Here is a 22,646-nt window from a genome sequence, read left to right on the forward strand (position 1 = left end):
GTTTTAATTTAGCTCAAGCTCTAAGTGGATAGAATGTAATGAAAGTATTTTTCCTTGTCATGATCGTTTTTGTATTAACAGCTTGTGCGTCAAATCAATCTAAAATATATGAACCGACTAAAGAGTGTCGTCATTATCATGCAATGATGACAGCACCGATGGATCCAATGGCGATGCAACGCTTAAAACAGGCTTGTGATGATTCAGAAAATCAGAGATAACGATGCGTTGTATATGACGGTAATACAAATACTTTGAAAAAAATAGCTCATAAAAAAATGCTCTCGTCCAATGGACCTAGAGCATTTCAGTCTGTTTAAGGATGCTTTCCTTAAAATGCATAATTTGATTTAGCCAATAAATATGTCTTGATATCTTCAGGGCAATTTTCAATTAAAGCAATAAAGCTTTCTTGATTGTCTCGATACAAAGCTCGAGCGGCTTCTTCATAATTGGGGATATTGCTCGACATAGCAGACATAAAGCGATCTATGGCTTGTTTTACCATCATTTTATTACTTTCAGAATGCGGATTATTGAGTTCTTGATCAATCAATTTTCGAATAACTGCTGATGCACTCGAGTTTTGCTGATCTAACCAATTCCAATGTTTTTCTTGCAAGGTGATTTCACGAGAGATGACTCCCAACTTTGGTCTTCCCACTTTCTTGATCACTTCAGGCTCGCCATAACGTTGCTGGATATCAAGTTCAGAACCCATGATATTGACATCAATCTGCTGACCTGTCTGATCATTAAAAATCAGAACTGGTGTAGAGATATTGCCTTGTTGTTTGATCATCAGTGCGACATTAAGCAGTTGATCACTGATTAATTGCCGATGACCGATAAAGGCTGTGTAGGTTAGTTCAGTATTCATTTTAAAACCTATTGGTATTTTATCTGGGTAAAAATAATTTTCGATTGGATATTATCAGGGTAAAATACAAATAGCAATCAAAAAATAACCAATGGTTTGATAAGTCCTAAATTTAGACCATAAAAAAGCATGTAAAACTTGAAGAATTACATGCTTGTTAAAATGAAATAGCTTAGAAGCGATAACCCATTTTTAAGCCATAAGCGATTGCATTGTTGTCTTTAAATTCAGCAACATGTGTATCGGTTCCGAATTGCGAGGATGTTTGTGCTTTAGCATCACCAAGCCAGAAATATTTTACACCACCCGCAATGAAGGTGGCTGGTGTTGGACTGTATTGAAGACCTAAGCCAACATTCCAATAACCTTCTGTTGGACCTAAAGTGGTGACAGGATTACCTGCACCAGAGTCCCAGCCCACTGAAACGTTACCAGCCCAATGATCATTGACTTTACGTCCAACACCTACTGTTGCAGAGATTTGATCATCATAATAATCAACGAGGTTAAAACCATTTGGCTTACCTACTAAAGGTCCAATTGCTTCAGAAACAGCGCCAAACTTGACTGGTCGAATCGAAAAGTTTTTCCAGTTTACCCAGCGTAGATTTGCAAAAGCCACCGTATTTGCCATGATTCCTGTTTGGAAGTCTAAGTTGACTGATTGAGGGGTGGTAATACGCGTTTTTCCACTGGCATTCTGGATTTTACTAATCGCAGCTTGTCCTCCTGGAAGTAAAGCCAGTGCACCTAGTGCAGAAATATTTTCTTGTACATCAGCATCATGATCAATTTCAGAGCGATAAGTGACGGATGTTTTTAATGCAATTTCAGGAATTTGAAAAGCGACACCTGCTAACCAACCCACACCGCTGGTTTCTTTAATTTTGCTGTCATAACCATTATATAAGCTATAGGCTTGACCTCGTAGACTTGTCGATCCTTTTACAGTTTGATAAACACCACCCCCATAAATATTGAAGTTTTTATTGGGTTGAAAACCAAAAACCATCGATAAGTTTTGAGAGTCTACTTCTACTTTGGTATTGCCTTTACCTAGACTGGCATTGGCTGCTGCAATACCTTGATCCACTTTATTGGTAATGCCATTTTGTACTACGGCATCAACGCCTGCTTTGATTGTTGCGTTAGTATTATAGGCATTAATGGTATTAGTCAATTGTATTTGCCCATTGGGCGTGGAGAGATCTATATTTTGACCTTGTAAAAACGCACCAACTCGTTGTTGTACAGACATGCCATCAAATGTAGACTTAATTGTACTAGCACGAAGTGCACTTAAACGTGCCTGTGGTAATACCGTATCATTTGGAGATGAAACAAAGACATTTTGACCACTGTATGCTGCATCTGCTCCAAAAGGTTGGTCATATAACAAGCCAAATGAGACATTGTCTGTGACTTGTAACTTGATTGCTGCGGATGGAAAGTAATAGTCATCTCCCATGTCTGAAATATGTCGACGACTTTCTGATGTGTCCGCTTCACGCCCTTCTACAGTGGGGTCTAAAACAGAGATACCTGCTTCAAAATAATTACCTGGCTGTAAAAATGCTGACATAGATTGTCCTGATCTATCTAGAGCTGCTGCGTACAGTGCAGAGCTGGGAAGATAAATAGACATCATTGCGATGAGTACTTTATTGATTCGCATATTTATCGTCTCCTTGACAATATACTTTGAAATTATTTTTATGGCGCTTTATTGATTAATGCTTAATCATATTCATTATGATCAGTTTGAACATATCAAAATTAGAGTTTGAATCAAGTACTAAATGATAAATTTTTGATAAAAAGTATTTTTATTTTCTCTAATAAGTTTCAATGATGATCTTTGTAGACCTTGGTGGAGAAATATTTGCAGATTTGATGGTTTATGTTCAAATATCGAGAGCATTAAATTCACGAACTAGGAAAGAAAAATATGTCTACAAAGTCTATGCAACAGATCATTATTACAGCGCCGGGCGGTGTAGAAAAACTCGCATATGAAGATGTGGCAGTTCCGCAACCTAAAGCAAATGAAGTTTTGGTAAAGGTTTATGCTTTTGGGATTAATCGCCCTGATATTTTACAAAGACAAGGCTTATATCCAATGCCCAAAGGGGTTACACCAGTGCCAGGGTTAGAAGTTGCTGGCGAGGTTGTTGCGATTGGAGAAGATGTAAGCTTATTTAAACTTGGAGATAAGGTCTGCGGACTGACCAATGGTGGTGGCTATGCAGAGTATTGTGTTGTACCAGAATCTCAAACCATTACGATTCCTGATGCGGTGAGCTTTGTTCAAGCTGCGGCAATACCTGAGACCTTCTTTACCGTATGGGCGAATGTGTTTCAAATGGCACATGCCAAAGCAGGTGAAACACTTTTGGTACACGGTGGGGCAAGTGGTATTGGTACGACTGCCTTAATGTTAGCGCAATCTTTAGGTTTGAAAAGCTTTGCGACCGTTGGTTCTGATGAAAAAGTCGAAGCGATTGGGCATTTAACGGATGCGATCAACTATAAAACCGAAGATTTTGAAAAAGTGATTCTCGAAAAGACTGAAAATGCAGGAGTTGATATTATTCTTGATATGGTCGGAGCTCCTTATCTTGAGCAAAATTTAAACTTGCTCCGAAAAGATGGACGTTTGGTCTATATCGCTTTTCTCGGTGGTGCTAAAGCTAAAGAGGTCAAATTGGGACAAATCATGATGAAGCGTCTTACCATCACCGGTTCAACCATGCGTGCACGTAATACAGCTGAAAAAGCTGAAATTGCGCAAGGCTTAATGAAGCATGTTGCTCCACTTTGGCAAAAAGGTGAATGTTTGCCAATGATTTATAAAACATTTCAATTTGATCAAATTCAAGCTGCGCACGCTTCTATGGATACAGGCGAGCATATTGGTAAAGTTGTGGTAGAAGTCATTTAAAACTTTATGATGAGTATCATCATTTCAGTCTCTGTGATGGTTTAAAAGTAGCTGAATAGTATCGCTTAAATCTGTACATAGATTTAAGCGATTAATAAAAATCAGCGTGATTCAGAAAAATCAAAAGCCTTCTAAAACGATTTTACCAATGCTTTGTCCCGACTCAATCATCTTGTGTGCTTGAGTTACATGCTCTACATTGATTGTGCCCAAGTTTTGTCCCAACGTCGTTTTAATCCTATGGTCATCAATTAATTTGGAAATTTTATTGAGAATGTCACCTTGTCTTGTCATATCTTTGGTCTGAAATGTAGAACGAGTGAACATTGACTCCCAATGAATAGACACAGATTTGATTTTAAAAGGATTAATAACAAAGTTCTCAGGGTCATCAATCAAACCAAAATGCCCCTGTGGTGCAATTAAATTGGCAATTGCCTGTGTATAACGTCCAGTGCCATTGATTGAAAATACATAATGCGGTGAACCAATATTGAGGTCTAAAATTTGCTGTTCCAAGGGTTGACTGTGATCTACGATAAAATCCGCGCCAATTTCTTTTAGCCAAGCTTTGGTTTCTGGTCGAGATGCAGTGGCGATTACAGTAAATTCAGTTAATACTTTGAGCAGTTGAACGGTAATTGATCCGACACCGCCTGCTGCGCCAATCACTAAAATGATAGGCTTTTCTTGTTTGGTATCTTGAATTTTTAAACGATCAAATAACATTTCATAAGCGGTTAAAGACGTTAAAGGTAGAGCGGCAGCCTCGGCATTACTAATGGATTGAGGTTTTAAACCTACGATGCGTTCATCTACCAATTGATATTCTGCATAAGAACCTTGTCTTTGGTTAGAGCCTGCATAAAAGACTTCATCACCAACTTTAAAGTTTTGAACTTTGTCACCAATGGCTTTAACAATCCCGACTGCGTCATGACCCAAAATTTTCCATGTTTCATTGTCCGGTGAGGTGCGTAGGCGCATTTTGATATCGACAGGATTAATTGAAATCGCTTTGATTTCAATTAATAGGTCGTGACCAGTTGCGACTGGGGTATCAATTTCAATTTCGGAAAAAACATGGGTTTCAGTAATTGCTAAAGGTTTTTTATAGGCAACAGCTTTCATGAAGTTCACTATTTTTTATTGCGTTATCAAATCAATAGCAAAAAAAAAGCGTAGATGAAAGCATAAATTTGTGAGTAGATGATTATTCTTTAAATTTAAATGAGTATCTTTAACCTGAGTTCGATAAAAATCCTTGATGAAAAATGATACAGTCAAACTGCCTGATTATTCATATAAGTGATTTAGATGATTCATTTATTTTGTACTTTTTGAATCATTGATGGTCTTGCGATCGTGAGGCGACATGGATGTCGCCATGTTGAGCGGGGGTAAAGGATGTACCCCTAGCTCACCGAAAGATTTTTGTCACTTTTCATCTCTGAAAAGTGAGGCATCGACTACGCAAAACAATTTAAACGTTAGAAGTAAAGCATGGCAGTGCAAGCTTTAGATCATCAAACAATCTATTGATCGCTTTCATTTTATTGATCAAGAGAAATGAAACGCTATTGATGGTTGCGCTTGCGGAGCTCCGCTCCTCATTCTAAAATTGGATGAAAAGGTAGCAAGAATCCATAGAGATTTATTATTTTTCAATGAGTTGAATATTTAATTGCATCGAACTCACGTTATTTTTAATAAAAAATTCGACCACAAAAAAACAAAACTAGATTGAAGAAAATTCATGAACTGTAAAAGTAGGGTATAAAGCGAAGATATGATTAAAATTTTACCACCACTTTGTCATTACTTTTAATGGAATGGATATAAACAACAATGCTTGAGAGAATTGCGAAAAGTACACAGATGGTGGCTAAGCAAAACAATAGTAGAAGAGGTGTCTGGTTAAATATATGTTTATACAATGAAAAAATTGCAAATAGAGGCAGTTTAAGAATGATTGTGAGATGAATATTTTGAAGCCAATCTTCTATGGATCTGAAATTAAGATTAACTCTGATTTAATTTCAAAATTATGCGAAAATAGCGATTCTATTTATTTTTTGTTTTAGGACTCCCATGACAGATTCTTCTGCATCATTAAGTGATATTGAAATTTTAGACATTCTTCAGTCGATGAAATCGGATGAATTGAATGTTGATGCAAAAAAAATCATTCGTGAGGGTGGAAAAGCAGGGCGTCAAGAAGCACATAAACAGGCATTGGTTGCATTAAACCAGAGCTTTGAAGATAAATTTGTTGAAGCGGTTACATTGGCTCTAAATCTGAATGAAGCGCAAGCGAAGAAAATCCGTTACAAAAAAGACCGTGTTCGTATTTTAAAAGCCAAAGGCATTGATTATTTAGCGATTGATGGTGCTGAAACAGCGCAAGTATTGTCACAAGTCGCGCAGGCAATTGTTCGTGAAGATGCAATTGTGACACATGATTTGCACAATATTTTCCCATTCTGGAAAGAAGGTTGGCCAATGGTACAATTCGACAGTGCTTATAAAATTTTAGAAGATGATATTTCAATCCACTATCAAGCATTACTCGATGTCTTAATTCATCCTTGAATTATAAAAAGCGCTAATCAGCACAAGCAAAGGTTTTGTTGCTGATTAGAAAATATAAAAATAAAGAAAATCTTAACAATTGTTTAACAATTTATATTCGTCAATAATAATAATTGTTTTATACTGCTTATTTTAACAAAACTACATTTGAGAGATAAAAATAATGATGGGAATGTCAATTGGACATATTGCTTTATTTATAATCATTATCCTTGTTATTTTTGGTACTGCCAAATTAAAGAATCTTGGAAAAGATGTTGGTGGTGCAGTCAAAGATTTTAGAAAAGCAATCAAAGAAGATGACCAAGACTCTACACATTTGAAATAAATTGAGCGTGGTGGAGAATTATGTTCGATGTTGGTTTTAGTGAGCTAATTTTACTTATCATTGTTGCAATTATTGTTTTAGGACCAAATAAAGCATCTGATGCAATAAATTATATTATTCAAGCAAGAAGAAAATTAAGTCATTTTAAAAGTGAATTTCATCAATCTATTCAAAAGCAATTAGATTTAAATGATTTAAAAAGTGAATTAACACATGAAATGGGTAATATAAAAAAATTAGAGGAAAAATTATATGAATATTTAAACTATATGGAAAATAAAGATAAGGAAGAAAATATAAAATATTATCCAATCGATCATTTTCAATTTAAAGCACCTTTTAATACAGTATTTGTTCTAGAGCATCTGATGTTATGGAACTGTTTTAAGATTTAAAAAAGAGGAGAAGTTTTGAATAACGTTCTTACAGAAAAGCCAATCATAAAAGAAAAGGGGTTTTTACTCTATTTTATTGAAATAAGAAAAATTGTCATTCAACTGTCTATTCTTTTTTTAATGATTTTTTTAAGCTTAGCGCCATTTTCAGCGAAAATTTATAGTTTTCTAGCTTTACCTCTACAGTTAAAGTTGCCACCTTCTGCACATATGATTGCCACCGATGTAACATCTACATTCTTATCACCCTTTAAGCTTGTTTTTTTTATTACGCTGATTTTATTAATGCCCTTTATTTTTTATAAGGTTTATTCATTTTTAAATACTGCACTTCATAAAAAGGAGCGATGGGTGCTGTCTTTGTTTTTTATGTCTAGCGTCATTTTATTTTATTTGGGAATATTGGTTGGGTATTACTTTATTTTACCTAAGGTGTTAAGTTTTTTTATGGGGATTGCTCCAGATGTTGTTCTTCCCATGACGGATATAAATCAGTATCTAATGTTTTCGATAAAGCTTTTTGTCGTTTTGGGTATTGTTTTTCAATTACCACTCATTACTGTGCTTGCTGTATATTTTAATTTAATTGATTTAAACGTGTTAAAACAAAAAAGATCATTTATCTTTGTTTTTTGTTTCTTTATTGCCATGTTTATCACGCCGCCAGATATGCTTTCGATGGCAATTGCTGGTTGCTTTATGTATTTTTTATTTGAGCTTGGTTTATTGATTTCTTTTATTTTATTTCGTAACACAGAAACTGAATAAATCAGAAAATATCGTATTGTTGTATAATTTTTTTGCGAATGAAAAATAATCGTGATAGATTAAGGTTTTCTTAATAATTTAAGATAATCATTTAACAATAAACTCAATAAAAGAGGGAAATCATATGATTTTAATTCAAGCAAAACAGTACCAAGTCCATTTGATATATGCGCTGTGGGGATTGAATTCATAACATTATGTTGAGCAAGTAAATTTTATGAACACAATTAAGCCCCTTTTTAGTTTTGAAAGGCGGAGGGTACTTCAAAATTTAAATATAGATTTCATTTGTTCTTGTACATTCTTCAACGTGATTAAAAACGTTGTTTGTAATTTATTTAATATTTATAAATATCATGTATTTATGATTTAAATTGCGCCTAGTGCGAACTTTTGATTTGGTCTGTAAATCTTCATATTTACAGCTGATTGATAAAAATAAACCTTGAAAAAGAGTGATGATGATGAATAAGAAAGTTGATTTCGATCCAGCAAAACGTGATTTTTTAAAAACAATGGGAAGCCTTGCTGCATTTGGTGCCGTGACTACATGGATGCCTGTTCAAAGTGCCAAGGCTTGGATATTTCAACACCATGATCGATTAAATAATTTTCCATCGAAAATACGTCTTCATAAGCAACGCTATGAAAATTGGTCGGGTGAATCAAAATATGAAAATGCATGGACTGCTGTACCCAAAAATCAACAAGAGATTTTAGCGGTGATCAATTGGGCTGCTGAAAATGGATATAAAGTTCGGGCAAAAGGTATGTCGCATAATTGGTCGCCTTTAATGCTAGATGACCACGATCAAATCATGAAAGTGATTCTGATCGATATGCCGACTCATATCAATAGAATGTCTATTGAATCTGATGGGGTGGTCACTGCTGAAGCGGGAATTCAAATGGAGGCACTCTTAAAGTTCATGGAGGACAATGGGCGTGGCTTTGTTTCAATACCAGCACCAGGTGATTTAACATTGGGTGGTGTTTTGGCAATTAATGGTCATGGTACGGGTGTTCCTGCCAAGGGAGAAACTTTAGTTGCAGGACAAACATTTGGTTCGATCAGTAATTTGGTCGTCTCAATGACAGTCGCTGTCTTTGATGCACAGCAGCAGAAATATGTCGAAAAAACTTTTTATCGGAACAATCCCGACATTCGAGCTTTCTTGGTGAATCTTGGTCGTGCATTTGTGTTATCTGTACAATTGCAAACAGGAGCAAATCAATATTTACGCTGTGAAAGTATTACCGATATTCACCAATTAGAGTTATTTTCACCCAATAAAGATGCTGGGCGTACTTTCTCTAAATTTCTTGATCAGTCTGGTCGAGTTGAAGCGATATGGTTTCCGTTTACCGATTATCCTTGGTTGAAAGTTTGGTCAGTGACTCCACGTAGACCACTGACATCTCGTATTGCATTCCATCCTTTTAATTTTTGGTTTTCAGATAATTTACCTAAACCACTTGCAGATTTGATTCAAAAAATTGTCATTCAGAAGAATCATTATTTAACGCCTGCATTTGGACAAATGCAGTTACAAATTGCGACATTGGGGCTGCAAGGGACAATTTTTTCAGGTATTACGACGATCCTTACGCATGGTTTAGCTGCAACACAAACATCTGATTTATGGGGACCCTCTAAAAACACTTTACTCTATGTAAAACCAACAACTTTAAGGGTCACTGCAAATGGTTATGCTGTACTGACCAGTCGAGAGAATGTGCAACGTGTGATTGCTGATTTCTGTTCAGAATATCAAATCCGTTTAAAACAATACCAACGAATAAATCGTTACCCAGTGAATGGACCCGTTGAGATACGTGTTACTGGATTGGATCATCCCGCTGATTCAATACTTGCCAATGCACAAACTGCCGCTTTATCTGCGATAAAGCCATGTCCTGATCATCCAGAATGGGACTGTGCGGTTTGGTTTGATATATTAACTTTGCCAGGTACGCCTTTTGCAGCAAGGTTCTATGCTGAAATCGAATCATGGATGACTCAGCACTATCAAGGAGATTGTTTGGTTCGTCCTGAATGGTCAAAAGGATGGGCTTATACCTATGACAAGGCATGGGACAATGTAAATTACTTAGAAAATGAATTACCTAAAGTACATGCATTCGGTCAAAGTAATGATTTAACGATTCAATCCGCAGGACAGGTATTAAAACGATATGATCCAAAAGGATTATTTGTATCTCCTTTTCTTGAAAAAATTTTTAAATAGATTGAAATGATTTATCGTTTTTTTAGTCTAAAAACATACAATTATTCATGAATTTTAGGCAATTTTGTTTGATTCAAATACTTCTATTTATGTAAATAGCGCCAAAAGTCAGGAATATTTTTAAGCTGGGTATGTGCTTATACCGTTAAATGCACAAAAGCCGATATTAATATCGGCTTTTTTGCATTTTTAAGCATCTATTACGTTCAATGCATGGTTGAATATAATGGGAATACGCCAAGTAGCATTGCTGCAACGAGCATGACTAAACAGGTGAGAATCGCCCATTTAATGGTGAACTTTTGATGTTGCCCAAATTCAATCCCAGCCAATCCACATAATAAATAAGTGGATGGAACCAGTGGTGAGAGTAAATGTACAGGCTGCCCCACAATTGAAGCACGTGCCATTTCTACGGGTGTAATCCCATAGTGACTTGCAGCTTCTGAAAGAATCGGCAGTACACCATAGTAGAACGCATCATTCGACATGAAGAAAGTCAATGGCATACTAATCACAGCGGTAATGGGTGCTAAAAATGGACCCATACTCTGTGGAATAATCGCCACCAATTCTTTAGACATGGCATCGACCATGCCTGTTCCTGTTAAGATCCCCGTAAAGATCCCTGCTGCGAAAATGATACCAACGACGTTTAGCGCACTCCCTGCATGATGAGCGACTAAAGATTTTTGCATATCTATATCTTTGTAGTTCACAACCAGTGCAATACAAAGTGCGATCATAAATAGAATGGGTAAAGGTAAAACACCTTTCACTAAACAGATCATTAATACAACGGTTAATAAACCATTGAACCATCTTAAATGTGCACGGTTTGCTTCAGGATTAGTTGAAATCTGAATGTCATCACCATGACTGACATCAAGTTCGATAATCCCTAAACGCTTACGTTCCATACGCCCATACATAAAACCAACGAAGTATAACCATAGAATGGCAATTAACATCGGTAAGACCATCGGGACAAAGATATCACTTGCTTCTACATGTAATGCACTGGCAGCACGAGCAGTTGGACCACCCCAAGGAGTTAGGTTCATAATTCCGCTGGCAAGCATCATTAAACATGCCATGATCAGTGGGCTCATACCCAATCGTTTATAGAGTGGTAACATTGCGGCTACACAGATCATGTAGGTGGTTGAGCCATCACCGTCTAAAGAAACAATTAAGGTTAAAGTAATTGTCCCAATGACGACTTTTAACGGGTCACCTTTAACCAGTCTTAAAATGAATTTGACTGAAGGATCAAACAGACCTGTATCGATCATGATGGCAAAGTAGAGAATGGCGAATAATAGCATCACGCCAGTAGGGGCAAGCTTTTTAACACCCTCTAACATCATTTCGCCAAGTTCTTTGATTTCAATATGCCCTAGACTGTCCACGTAGAAGCCAAGACCGTAAGCGATGAGTGCGAATAGAATTGGGATAAGTGTGAGCGCAGCAAGTGCAGTCATTCGTCTAGACATAATTAAATACATAAAGCATAAAATCATGCCTAAACCTAATACGGTTAGCATAGTTCAATCCTTGAATGAGACTTTTATTGCAGAAGTCTTTTAGTTTTTTAAGCAGAAGAATGCTAATAGTTATTTGATTAAATTTAAATATATTTGTAGAAATATTAAATGAGTGACTATTTTTTTAATAAATAGAGTATTTAAAACAGATATTTAAAAACGTCATTCATTTTTGCACCAAAATGGTTATAAAATTTAATGCATTGATTTATATATTTTTATTCTAATATTGTTTTTGAATGAGGGATTCATGGTAATTTTCATATTTCAAAATATTATGAATAAATGTGATAGGAATAACATAAAAGAGCAAAGCTTTTGTGATAAAGGGAATCTTTTATTGGTAAAAGCTCAGTAAGGAAACTGAGCTTTTGTAGTAAATAAATGGCTATGAAGAAGGGTTTTCTTCAGATGGTGGTAGTTCTGGTCTTTCAAGTAAGCGGGTCACCAAAAGCTGATCAATTTTAAAATGATCGACATCGACTACTTCAAATTTATAGCCGCCAAAAATAACAGTATCTGCAGGTTTAGGAATTTTTCTTAATTGGTACATCATAAAACCTGCCAAAGTTTCATAGTTTTCTTCATCTGGCATTTCATCAATTTCTAGCGCATGCTTCATGTCTTCAATGGGCGTACTTCCATCAATCAGCCACGAATTATTATCTCGTTTGATAATTTGTTGCTCTTCGTCCATTGGGGTTACCCAATCACCCATCACTGTAATCATAATATCAGAGAGGGTTATCACACCAACCACTAAAGCATATTCATTAAACACCACCGCAAACTTTTCTTTACTTGATCGGAAACGGTCAAGCAATTCAGAAAGAGTCAGCGTGTCTGGAATACTCAACACAGTACGAATGGTCGATTCGTTTAATTGATTGATTTTTTGATTGTTGAGAATGCGAACTAAAATATCTTTAGCATCCACATAGCCAATCACTTGATCAATCGTTTCATTACAAACTAAAAATTTTGAATAGGGATATTCCGCTAACTTTTGACGAATGCTTTCCTCTGGCTCTTTTAATGTAAAAAACACCACATTTTCACGTGGTGTCATACTTGAGGGAACATTACGCTCTTCAAGCTCAAACACGTTCTCAATAAAATGGTGTTCTTGTTTTTGTAGCACGCCTGCTTGAGCACCAGCATCCATCACTGCTGAAATATCATCGAAAGTGATGTTGTCTTCGCGGGTGGTATTCACTTTGAACAGGCGGAACAATAGGTTTGCAACTGCATTGATAAACCAAGCCAAAGGTTTACAGATGACGATAAAAACTTGAATTGGATTAATGACTGCAACTGCAATTTTTTCAGGTGCAATCATTGCCATACGTTTTGGCATTAAGTCTGCAAAAAGAATAAATAGCGAGGTTACTAAAGTAAAGGACAGTGCAAAGCTGATGGTTTCAGCCCACGGACCTACATAAAAGCGAGAAACAAATTCAAAGAAATAAGGGCGGAATGCGCCTTCACCTAAAATACCACCTAGAATAGCGACCGCATTTAACCCGATTTGGGAGGCAGCAAAGAAATCGGCAGAGTTTTGCTGTAAGTCTAAGACTTTTTGTGCTCGCTCATCGCCAGATTCGGCAAGAATTTTGAGTTTAACTTTACGCGCACCGGCAAGTGCGATTTCAGTTAAAGATAAAAAACCAGCTCCTGCAATGAGTACTGCGATAATTAGGATATTCTGGAAGAGGCTCACGAATCCACCTGTGGATCATCATTATTATGAGAAGTTATGAATACATAATAAATTAACACATAAAAAGGGGCGGTAGTGAATAAATCCACTACCGATTTGGAATGAGTATAAGCTTGAAATGATAAGAATTTAAGAAATTTATCTTAATATTGCGAAAAATGTGAATTATTTTGCATGAATTCACGGTTTTCTTCTTCAATCATTTGGCGTGCAACATAAAGAATCAATTGACGTAACCAACGATGAGCAGGGTGATGATGTAGTAAAGGACACCATGCCATTTTTAACTCAAACTCAGGAATATAGAATGGAGGATCTTTGATTAATAAGTTCTGGCTTTTCGCTTGTAAGCGCGCAATACGCGTCGGCAAAGTGGCAATCAAATCTACATTCGATGCCAATAATGCTGGCATTTGATAATGGCGGGTAAATACAGAAATTTTACGTTTTTGACCAATACGCTCTAAGGCTTGATCAATCCAACCTAATCCAGCTTGTTTTTCAGGGTTAACTCCAAATCCTACACCCATTCCCGTTTTTGAAACCCAAATATGCTGTGCATCTAAATAGCTTTTAAGATTCAAGTTGCTTGAAGCAGGATGTTTGTTATTGAGTAGGCAAGAAAAGCTGTCACGCCACACTAAAACTTGGTGGAAGCTTTGTGGAATTTCATTGAAGCGGTTAATCGCTAAATCAACTTTACCTTGTTCCATATCTCGGTAAGACACGTCACTTGGCGTAAGAAAGTCAAGAACCACATTCGGGGCTTCTGAGCGTAGTGCTTTAACTAAACGAGGAACTAAAGTTGCCTCCGCATAGTCTGAAGTCATAATGCGAAAGACACGGTTACTGGTATAAGGTCGAAACTCAGTACGTGGTTCTAAAATCATCGATAAGTCAGAGAGGGCATCACGGATACGCGGTTGTAATTCCAGTGCACGTTCTGTTGGTGTCATACCTTCCGATGAGCGAATCAAAAGAGGATCATTAAATAAATTACGCAGACGACGTAAAATATTACTCATTGCCGGTTGCGTTACACCCAACTGTTCAGCTGCACGAGTCACATTTTTTTCACGTAAAAGAACGTCAAGGTAAATTAAGAGGTTAAGATCGACCCGCTCCAGATTCATAAAAAAAATACCGAAAATAAAATTTAGAAATCACATGGGATTATGCCATAAGGAAATGCTTTTGTGTAAAAAGTAGATGAAAAAACAACAACAGACCCTACTTATTATGAGATTTCTAAAGGTAGTTTGTGCGTAATTGTATTGGATAGGTTAAATACTTTCAAAAATACAAATCATCATGTTTGAGATTCTATATGAAAGTGTACTTTGCAATGAGCTATGCGCCTTCCAAACAGCAAATATGGTACTCATTTAAAGCATAAGAAGTTCAGTGTTTGTATATTTTTACATCAAAAAAAACAGCGTCAAGTATATTTTTAACAACTTCAGACTTAAGTCTAATAAATATAAATTGAGCATTTTGGCGCATAATTAATCAAAGTTCTTTGATTGAGATGATTTAAAATTAAAGAAAAAATAAAGGCTTAAAAAATTCTTACATAATTATAATACGACTTTGATCTATATATTTTTTAAATAAATACTGAAAATTAACTCAAAATATTGGATTAATTTAGGCACTCAATCTAAGCTAACTTCATAACAACGAAGTGTTCTAAATCTGAACAATCAAATACCGAGTGGATTTGGCTCTTCGATTGATGAAATCCTAATATTATTACAGGAACATATCATGACTACATACCAAACAGCGATTGATGCAATCCGTGAATTAAAAGCAAAATTCGGAAGCACATGGCGCGATATTAGCCCAGAAGATGCTGCTCGTATGCAGATGCAAAACCAATTCAAAACTGGTTTAGATATCGCTAAATACACAGCTGCGATCATGCGTCGTGATATGGCTGAATATGATGCAGATTCTAGCAAATATACTCAATCATTAGGTTGCTGGCATGGTTTCATCGCGCAACAAAAAATGATCGCGAACAAAAAATATTTCGGTACAACAAGCAAACGTTACATCTACCTTTCTGGTTGGATGGTTGCTGCACTTCGTTCAGAATTCGGTCCTCTTCCTGACCAATCTATGCACGAAAAAACTTCTGTACCTGCATTGATCGAAGAAATCTATACATTCTTACGTCAAGCTGATGCGAAAGAATTAAACGATTTATTCCGTGCGCTTAATAAAGCTCAAGAAGCAGGTGATACTGCAAAAGCTGCTGAAATTACTGCTCAAATCGATGGTTTCCAAACTCACGTTGTGCCAATTATTGCGGACATCGATGCTGGTTTCGGTAACGAAGAAGCAACTTATTTACTTGCGCGTAAAATGATTGAAGCTGGTGCTTGTGCCCTTCAAATCGAAAACCAAGTATCTGATGCGAAACAATGTGGTCACCAAGCTGGTAAAGTAACAGTTCCACACGAAGACTTCATCGCTAAAATCCATGCATTACGTTATGCATTCTTAGAAATGGGTCTTGATGACGGTATCATCGTTGCACGTACTGACTCTGAAGGCGCTGACTTGACTCAAAAAATCCCAGTGGTTAAAGAGCCAGGTGACATTGCTTCTCAATATATCAGCTACTTAGATACTCAAGAAATTGATATTGCTGATGCTCAAGAAGATGAAATCTTGATCAAACGTGATGGTAAATTACACCGTCCTAAGCGTTTAGCTTCTGGCTTATATCAATTCCGTGAAGGTACTCAAATTGACCGTGTTGTACTTGACTGTGTGTCTAGCTTACAAAATGGTGCTGACCTTCTTTGGATCGAAACTGCAACTCCAAACGTTGAAGAAATCGCTCACATGGTTAACCGTGTACGTGAAACAGTTCCAAATGCGAAGCTTGTTTATAACAACAGCCCATCATTCAACTGGACTTTAAACTTCCGTCAACAAGCTTACGATCGTTGGGTTGCTGAAGGTAAAGATGTTTCTGCTTACGACCGTGCTAAATTAATGAGCGCTGAGTACGATAACACTGAATTAGCTGCTGATGCTGATGCAAAAATCCGTACTTTCCAAGCAGATGCTTCTCGTGAAGCAGGTGTATTCCATCACTTGATCACACTTCCGACTTACCACACTGCTGCGCTTTCAACTCATGAGCTTGCACAAGGTTACTTCGGTTCTGAAGGTATGTTGGCTTATGTTGCTGGCGTACAGCGTAAAGAAATCCGCGGTGGTATTGCTTGTGTTAAACACCAAGCAATGGCTGGTTCAGACATCGGTGATGATCACAAAGAAATCTTCTCTGGTGACAATGCACTTAAAGCGCATGACGATGCTAAAAACACAATGAACCAATTCGCTGCTCACTAAGCACTGACTTGATTCGAAGAACCCAGCGTAAGCTGGGTTTTTTTATGCTTGATGATAAGTTATATCTTTCAAGGTGTATTTGTGAAGTAAACTGGTGATTATTTTGAATAACTCTATATTTTAACTTCAACAATGGATCTTCATGAGAGGGAGAATAAGGGCACAAAAAAGTCACCCAACATTTATCCTGAAATCTTTAATGTTTGGTGATCGTCAATATTTATATCTAATACAAAAAATTAGTACACAATCATGTATTCGTTGCTTTAGCTTTGTTATTCAGAAAAAATAAAAAACGCCCAATGATATTCATCGAGCGTTTGTATCAAATAAGTCTAAACTTTTTAAAAGTTCGTCACTATTCCTTTTGAGTGTTTAAGCAAACTTTGCCAATACTTCTAAGAAACCTTCTTTTTGACGCGGGTATTCAGCAATCACGTCATGAATACGCTGACCTTCAGGATTGGTTGCATTGATGTCACGACCATCAGCAACAAACTTAGTCAATAAGCGTTCATAATCAAAAGGACGCATATGCTTAAAAGCATGATACAACACATGGAAATCTGTGTTGATTCCTTCAGGAGGAAGTTGATCTAAATAGGCAAATACACGCTCGTCTGACCATTCTTCATTGAACGTTGCTGGCTGTGAAAGTGCCATAACAGCATCTCCTCAAAAAATCTAAATCTAATTGTTTATCTTAGTTTGCAGCATTATATAAAAGCTATTGATATTTACGCTAATACGGATAAATACAATATTTAGCTGAATAAAATCTAAAATAAAAGGGCAAAATATCTAGCAAGAGTAAAAGCCATGCTTTTCTAACTCCGCGACATATTTTGCCCTGAATCAATTCACTTGACTAATCAATAATGAAATTATCGTTCTTCAGGTAAATTGATATTCATTTCCAACATTTCAATGTTGGCTTCTGAACGAACTTGCATTTGAATATGCTGTTCATCCACACCACGTACATAACGATTGACCACTTGCATGATTTCTTTTTTCATTTGATCAATCTTGTCTTGGCTCAGGCGTTTGCCCAAACCATTTTCAGAAGCAACAATAACTTTTAAGCGATCTTTAGCAGTTTGGGCGCTAGATGGTTTGTCATCGTTGCTAAAAAGTTTACTCCAAAATCCTGCCATTTCTACGCTCCAAATAATCGTGCTAACCAACCCTTAGGTTTCACTGTAATGTGACGATAAGGACGTTCTTCACCCAAGAAACGAGCAACTAAATCATCATACGCTTGTCCAGCAGAAGCTTCTTGGTAAAGAATGACAGGTTTACCTTCATTCGATGCCTGAAGCACACTTGGACACTCTGGAATAACACCAAGAGTAGGCACACGTAAGATATCTTTAGAAATATCGTCAATGGTCAACATTTCTTGTTTATCAGCACGTTCAGGGTTAAAACGTGTGATACATAAATGTTTACGAACACGTCCTTCGTTGTTTTCAACTTTTTTCGTTTTGCTGTCGAGCATTCCAATAATACGGTCAGAATCTCGAACAGAAGAAATCTCAGGGTTGGTCACAATAATGGCTTCATCTGCATGATACATGGCTAAAATCGCACCACGTTCAATCCCAGCAGGTGAGTCACAAATAATGTAATCAAACTCTTGAGAAAGTTCATCAATTACACGTGCGACACCATCATCGCTTAAGGCATCTTTATCACGTGTTTGTGATGCAGGTAAAATATATAAATTTTCAATATCTTTATCACGAATCAAGGCTTGTTGTAAGCGCGCTTCGTTATTGATGACATTAACAAAATCATAAACAACACGACGTTCACAGCCCATAATCAAATCAAGATTACGCAACCCCACATCGAAATCAATCACAACAGTTTTATGACCACGTAGGGCTAATCCTGTTGCAAAAGATGCACTCGTCGTAGTTTTACCTACGCCACCTTTGCCTGATGTAACGACAACAATTTTGGCCACCGAATCCACTCCTGTTATGGTCATTTACTCGATTGAACGAGTTTTATATGGTGTTTAATTTATACCTTAAAATTGCAAAGCTTCAAATACTAGCTCTTGCTGATCATTCAAGTAAATTTGTACAGCTTTTTTTATGACATCTTGTGGAATGTCATCTGCTACACAATATGTTCCTGCTATAGAAACCAATTCGGCTTCTAATGAATGACAAAAAATTCTTGCAGTGGTATTCCCACCTGCACCAGCGATGACTCTACCACGAACACTGCCATAGATATGTATATTTCCTGAAGCAATGACTTCTGAACCACTATTGATACCAGCATTTAGAATGACATCGCCGTGGTCTTGAACAATACATTGCCCAGTTCTTAAAATTTCATCATGATATGAGGTTGCATGACTTAATGTTTTAGGCGTATTCACTGTTGCAGTTTTTGTTGGTTGATCAGGCTGTTTTACAGGTGTTTCAACCACTTGTTCTTTGGTGGGTTTAATCCGCTGTAAAGGACGATCGGCAGGCAAAACAGGGAATTGAATTGCTCTGGCTTGATCACCCAACAAACCATCAATCACAGCCATTGGCTGTAAATCTAAGCTGATAATCAATTGAATCAAGGCGATAAGCTCTTGTTCAACTGTGGTATCAATAATGACCAAAGCCCCTTGATAAGAGGTTTCACTCATCATTGAAGTTAATTGCTGGCGGATGGCATCATGATCATTAGTATCGAAGGTTAATCGGGTAAAATTAACCATTCTGCCTGTAATCCGTATATCAGCCATAATTGTTCCTTAAAAGGCTTGTGACCTAAATTTTTCTATCTAAAGTCAAATTGTAAATTAGGGCAAATGCTAGAACATATTCAATGATTTCTCTAGCAAAGATACAAATATTTTCAATGAATTGCTTATTCTTTGAATCACTCAATCTTTGACCTGATCATTTTTTTCTAATTCAATTTGCCATTGTTTTACTTTCACTTGCTTTCTTAATGATTCTAAACTTTCATAGACAACAGATTCAACTAATTCTTCAAGATGCTGATTTTCAATATTTATCTGACTTAGCTTGGTTGAAATAAGTTGATAAGTTGCGTTTGGATTTTGCACACTACCTTGGGTAAATGGTTGCACTAAGCCTTGAGTAATGTTTTCTCCCAGTTGTTGTCCAATATTTTGAATTTGATTTTCAATCATGCTACCTGCAATCGGAATCAATCTTAATAATTGAGTGAGTTGGGGGGTATCTTCAATGGCTTGACGAACGATTTGCCCAACATTGTGGGTAATTTGAGTGCTTTGTGCTTTTAATTCTACAGCCAAAGACTCCTGTAAAATTTCAGCCAAAGTCTGTGCAAAACGTTCTCGGTGGTGATCCACCAAGTCATGAATAATCTTTTTATGACTCGAACTGGTGTCAAGTTCATGTTTGATCCCATCAATCACAGTGATGACAACACGGTCAGAAAGTTCTTCCATCAGTACACGATAATAAAAGACGATACGTCTCATGATACTGTCAGGAATGACCTTATAGCCTAATTCATGAAAATGATATGCAATGATGCCTGCCCGAATTAAACGTAAAAAACGTAGATAGGGAATAATGGCTAAAATTTCATACCAGTGAATAAAGGGGAAAAAGAACCAACGGGCATGATGTTTGTTGACAATAGCAATCAACCAGCGGATGCCCAACTCAACAACCAAGAAAGTAATAAACCAACTTTCTGTTTTAATCACCCAGGGATGTAAATCCGTTTTGTAGTACTGTAATACTTGGGGAAGGTGAATTTCATTAAACAACCAATCGCCAAAATTGCTCATCAAAAAGGCATTGGCACATAAACAGAATAAGTTAAACACAATGATAAACATCATAAAGATGTCATAACCAAATGATATCCACCATCCTCGTGACATCTCTTGTTTGGGTTGTGCCTCTTGTTGAGGGGCGTTAACTTGCTCTGTCATGCCAATCCTTTACATTGAATTTACAAAAAAGCTGAGATTAGCTTTTATATTTTTCTTTCATGGTGCTGATCAACTGATCTTTTTCAGCCCACAACGCATCTACCCAATTTTGAAAACGTTGACGATATTCCGCATCGTCTTCATAGTTCCCGCCCGGTACCCAATCTGGAATTTCAATTTTACGCATATTTACAGCGATTCGGGGCACTTCACCCAACCAAAATTCACCGTAACCAGGTGCACCATCTGGATAAACAATGGTCATGTCCACCAAAGCATCAATTTGATCACCCAAGATACTTAAAGCAAGCGCTAATCCTCCTGCTTTCGGTTTAAGCAGATGGGTGAAAGGAGAGTGTTGTTGATCATGCTTTTGTTGGGTAAATCGTGTACCTTCCAAATAGTTTAATAGGGTGAATGGCTGGCTGAGAAGCTGTTCACAGGCTTTTCGTGCTTCCTCCAAATCGCGATATTTGAGTTCTGGATTTTTTGTAATTTGCGCTTTACTATGTCGCTTCATCATTGGGAAGCCTAAAATTTTAAAGGCTTGCCCAACAAAGGGAATAAATATAAGTTCCCATTTGGTGAAAAAACGGGTCAAAGGCATACGAGTTAAGCCGAAGTATTGGTTGACCGTGGTATCTACCCAGCTTTGATGGTTACAGGTCATTAAATAACGTCCCTGCATATTCAGATCGAGATTGTCATCAACACTGATATCCCATTGTGTTTCTGGTAAAACATGGTCAATCAACCAGTTATTTACAGCTAGCCAGCTATTGGTGATATTAATGTTGGTTTCATCCACTTTCTTGGACTTTTTAAACAATTTAGTCAGACCTAAAGCAAGCACTGGCGGACCATGAAAAAAAGTACTCCCAGTGATCACTGTACCAACGGTTAGCCCTTTCGTAATTTTTTTTAAAATAGGTTGCTTCTGCTGCTGAGATGACATAGAACAGTCCTAGTGATTTATGGTGAATGTGTGCTCAAAGTACACAATATAGTCGTTACGATTTAATTTAAAAAGGTACATTTAATGACTATGTATAAATTATGATGATCAGTTTTGTTAATTTCGTTGTAAATATTACAAAATGTAAAAAAAAATGTGAATTTTAACAAAACGTCTATAGTGGCGCTTTGTTTTTTATACCAAAATTAGCCTAACAAAAAACACAACTTGGAGGCATGCAATGCGTGCACTATTAATTACAACACTTACAGCTGGGGCTCTTGTACTTTCTGGCTGTCAAACGACTGGTAATAACATCGGCGGTATGGAATACGACAAATCTGCTTTAGGTGGTTTGATCGGTGCGGCGGCAGGTTATGGTTTGTCTCGTGGTAACGCGAACAGTTCTGCACAAAACAACCGTGCAGCAGCAATTGGCGCACTTTTAGGTGCGGGTGCTGGTCTTTACCTTGACAATAAAGAGAAAAAATTACGTCAACAAATGCAGGGTACTGGTGTAGAAGTTAGCCGTAATCCAGATGGCTCTGTTGCATTGATTATGCCAGGTAGCATTACTTTTGATACCAACAAGGCAAACATCAAACCTAACTTCTACGGTACGTTGAACAAAGTTGTTCAAACATTGAAAGAAGACAACAAGAGTGTAATTCTTGTGACTGGTTATACTGATAATACTGGTAATGATTCAATCAATATCCCATTGTCACAAAACCGTGCTGCTTCTGTAGCAAACTATTTGAGAGGTCAAGGTGTTCAAAGCCGTATTGATACTCAAGGTTATGGTTCACAAAACCCAATCGCAGATAACTCAACTGCTGCTGGTCGTGAACAAAACCGTCGTGTAGAAATCAGCATTTACGCTGCAAGCTAAAAACGATAAATACTTATTCTTTTGGTTTAAGTGTTTGAAAAGGAATCATAATTTTATG

21 protein-coding genes are annotated in these 22,646 nt (G+C 36.9%); 9 read left to right on the forward strand and 12 right to left on the reverse strand.

The genetic code is table 11. The features are described from left to right. The first annotated feature begins 38 nt into the window (after window positions 1-38). A complete protein-coding gene (locus AAV97_RS05670) occupies window positions 39-221 on the forward strand; it encodes a hypothetical protein (RefSeq protein ID WP_046760057.1) in 183 nt (60 codons plus the stop codon). Window positions 222-331: 110 nt separating this feature from the next. On the opposite strand, the gene AAV97_RS05675 is transcribed toward AAV97_RS05670, so the two are convergent. Then, on the reverse strand, window positions 332-880 hold the full coding sequence (locus tag AAV97_RS05675; protein WP_005030862.1) for a DUF2239 family protein: 549 nt from the start codon (window positions 878-880) through the stop codon (window positions 332-334). 172 nt (window positions 881-1,052) lie between these two features. After that, complete coding sequence (locus tag AAV97_RS05680) at window positions 1,053-2,555, reverse strand: outer membrane protein transport protein (RefSeq protein WP_046760058.1); 1,503 nt, start codon at window positions 2,553-2,555, stop codon at window positions 1,053-1,055. Window positions 2,556-2,828: 273 nt separating this feature from the next. Between AAV97_RS05680 and AAV97_RS05685 the strand changes: the two genes are divergently transcribed. Next, window positions 2,829-3,821 (forward strand): NAD(P)H-quinone oxidoreductase, encoded by a 993-nt coding sequence (locus AAV97_RS05685; RefSeq protein ID WP_046760059.1) that lies wholly within the window; start codon window positions 2,829-2,831, stop codon window positions 3,819-3,821. 120 nt (window positions 3,822-3,941) lie between these two features. Here the strand turns inward: AAV97_RS05685 and AAV97_RS05690 are convergent, their stop codons facing one another. Next, window positions 3,942-4,952 carry a zinc-binding alcohol dehydrogenase family protein gene (locus tag AAV97_RS05690; RefSeq protein ID WP_046760060.1) on the reverse strand — a complete coding sequence of 337 codons (1,011 nt, stop codon included), beginning with the start codon at window positions 4,950-4,952 and terminating at the stop codon, window positions 3,942-3,944. 960 nt (window positions 4,953-5,912) lie between these two features. Here AAV97_RS05690 and AAV97_RS05695 point away from each other — a divergent pair. From AAV97_RS05695 to AAV97_RS05710, 5 genes are all read left to right on the forward strand, one after another. Then, complete coding sequence (locus tag AAV97_RS05695) at window positions 5,913-6,413, forward strand: hypothetical protein (RefSeq protein WP_004828006.1); 501 nt, start codon at window positions 5,913-5,915, stop codon at window positions 6,411-6,413. A gap of 163 nt (window positions 6,414-6,576) precedes the next feature. After that, complete coding sequence (gene tatA / locus AAV97_RS20825) at window positions 6,577-6,741, forward strand: twin-arginine translocase TatA/TatE family subunit (RefSeq protein ID WP_004828008.1); 165 nt, start codon at window positions 6,577-6,579, stop codon at window positions 6,739-6,741. A 20-nt stretch (window positions 6,742-6,761) separates the two neighbouring features. Next, the gene (locus tag AAV97_RS05700) at window positions 6,762-7,136 is read left to right on the forward strand and encodes a hypothetical protein (protein ID WP_046760061.1); all 375 of its coding nucleotides are present in this window, start codon (window positions 6,762-6,764) and stop codon (window positions 7,134-7,136) included. 15 nt (window positions 7,137-7,151) lie between these two features. Then, window positions 7,152-7,904 carry a twin-arginine translocase subunit TatC gene (gene tatC / locus AAV97_RS05705; protein WP_004828013.1) on the forward strand — a complete coding sequence of 251 codons (753 nt, stop codon included), beginning with the start codon at window positions 7,152-7,154 and terminating at the stop codon, window positions 7,902-7,904. A 464-nt stretch (window positions 7,905-8,368) separates the two neighbouring features. Continuing rightward, window positions 8,369-10,153: a cholesterol oxidase substrate-binding domain-containing protein gene (locus AAV97_RS05710; protein WP_228136515.1), complete on the forward strand. Its 1,785-nt coding sequence runs from the start codon at window positions 8,369-8,371 to the stop codon at window positions 10,151-10,153. Window positions 10,154-10,359: 206 nt separating this feature from the next. Here the strand turns inward: AAV97_RS05710 and AAV97_RS05715 are convergent, their stop codons facing one another. The 3 genes from AAV97_RS05715 to AAV97_RS05725 form a co-directional block, all read right to left on the reverse strand. Then, window positions 10,360-11,700 (reverse strand): CitMHS family transporter, encoded by a 1,341-nt coding sequence (locus AAV97_RS05715; RefSeq protein WP_046760063.1) that lies wholly within the window; start codon window positions 11,698-11,700, stop codon window positions 10,360-10,362. A 388-nt stretch (window positions 11,701-12,088) separates the two neighbouring features. Next, window positions 12,089-13,420: a hemolysin family protein gene (locus AAV97_RS05720; RefSeq protein ID WP_046760064.1), complete on the reverse strand. Its 1,332-nt coding sequence runs from the start codon at window positions 13,418-13,420 to the stop codon at window positions 12,089-12,091. 143 nt (window positions 13,421-13,563) lie between these two features. Beyond that, window positions 13,564-14,553, reverse strand: a complete 990-nt coding sequence (locus tag AAV97_RS05725; RefSeq protein ID WP_004722769.1) for a LysR family transcriptional regulator — start codon at window positions 14,551-14,553, stop codon at window positions 13,564-13,566. 634 nt (window positions 14,554-15,187) lie between these two features. Here AAV97_RS05725 and AAV97_RS05730 point away from each other — a divergent pair. Then, window positions 15,188-16,792 carry an isocitrate lyase gene (locus AAV97_RS05730; RefSeq protein WP_046760065.1) on the forward strand — a complete coding sequence of 535 codons (1,605 nt, stop codon included), beginning with the start codon at window positions 15,188-15,190 and terminating at the stop codon, window positions 16,790-16,792. 375 nt (window positions 16,793-17,167) lie between these two features. Here the strand turns inward: AAV97_RS05730 and AAV97_RS05735 are convergent, their stop codons facing one another. The 6 genes from AAV97_RS05735 to AAV97_RS05760 all read right to left on the reverse strand — a co-directional run bounded on the left by AAV97_RS05735 (window position 17,168) and on the right by AAV97_RS05760 (window position 21,696). After that, window positions 17,168-17,455: a PA4642 family protein gene (locus AAV97_RS05735; protein ID WP_004828024.1), complete on the reverse strand. Its 288-nt coding sequence runs from the start codon at window positions 17,453-17,455 to the stop codon at window positions 17,168-17,170. A 221-nt stretch (window positions 17,456-17,676) separates the two neighbouring features. Continuing rightward, the gene (gene minE, locus AAV97_RS05740) at window positions 17,677-17,949 is read right to left on the reverse strand and encodes a cell division topological specificity factor MinE (protein WP_004722763.1); all 273 of its coding nucleotides are present in this window, start codon (window positions 17,947-17,949) and stop codon (window positions 17,677-17,679) included. Window positions 17,950-17,951: 2 nt separating this feature from the next. After that, window positions 17,952-18,764, reverse strand: coding sequence for a septum site-determining protein MinD (minD, locus tag AAV97_RS05745; protein WP_004722761.1), 813 nt, complete (start codon window positions 18,762-18,764; stop codon window positions 17,952-17,954). A gap of 66 nt (window positions 18,765-18,830) precedes the next feature. Continuing rightward, a complete protein-coding gene (gene minC, locus AAV97_RS05750) occupies window positions 18,831-19,550 on the reverse strand; it encodes a septum site-determining protein MinC (protein ID WP_005030853.1) in 720 nt (239 codons plus the stop codon). Between the two features lie 141 nt (window positions 19,551-19,691). Further along, window positions 19,692-20,741 (reverse strand): hypothetical protein, encoded by a 1,050-nt coding sequence (locus AAV97_RS05755; RefSeq protein WP_046760066.1) that lies wholly within the window; start codon window positions 20,739-20,741, stop codon window positions 19,692-19,694. A 37-nt stretch (window positions 20,742-20,778) separates the two neighbouring features. Next, complete coding sequence (locus AAV97_RS05760) at window positions 20,779-21,696, reverse strand: acyltransferase (protein WP_046760067.1); 918 nt, start codon at window positions 21,694-21,696, stop codon at window positions 20,779-20,781. Between the two features lie 241 nt (window positions 21,697-21,937). Between AAV97_RS05760 and AAV97_RS05765 the strand changes: the two genes are divergently transcribed. Next, a complete protein-coding gene (locus tag AAV97_RS05765) occupies window positions 21,938-22,588 on the forward strand; it encodes an OmpA family protein (protein WP_004828032.1) in 651 nt (216 codons plus the stop codon). Window positions 22,589-22,646 lie beyond the last annotated feature (58 nt).

Origin of the sequence: Acinetobacter sp. Ag2, from assembly GCF_001005515.1 — a bacterium.
Lineage (GTDB): Bacteria > Pseudomonadota > Gammaproteobacteria > Pseudomonadales > Moraxellaceae > Acinetobacter > Acinetobacter bereziniae.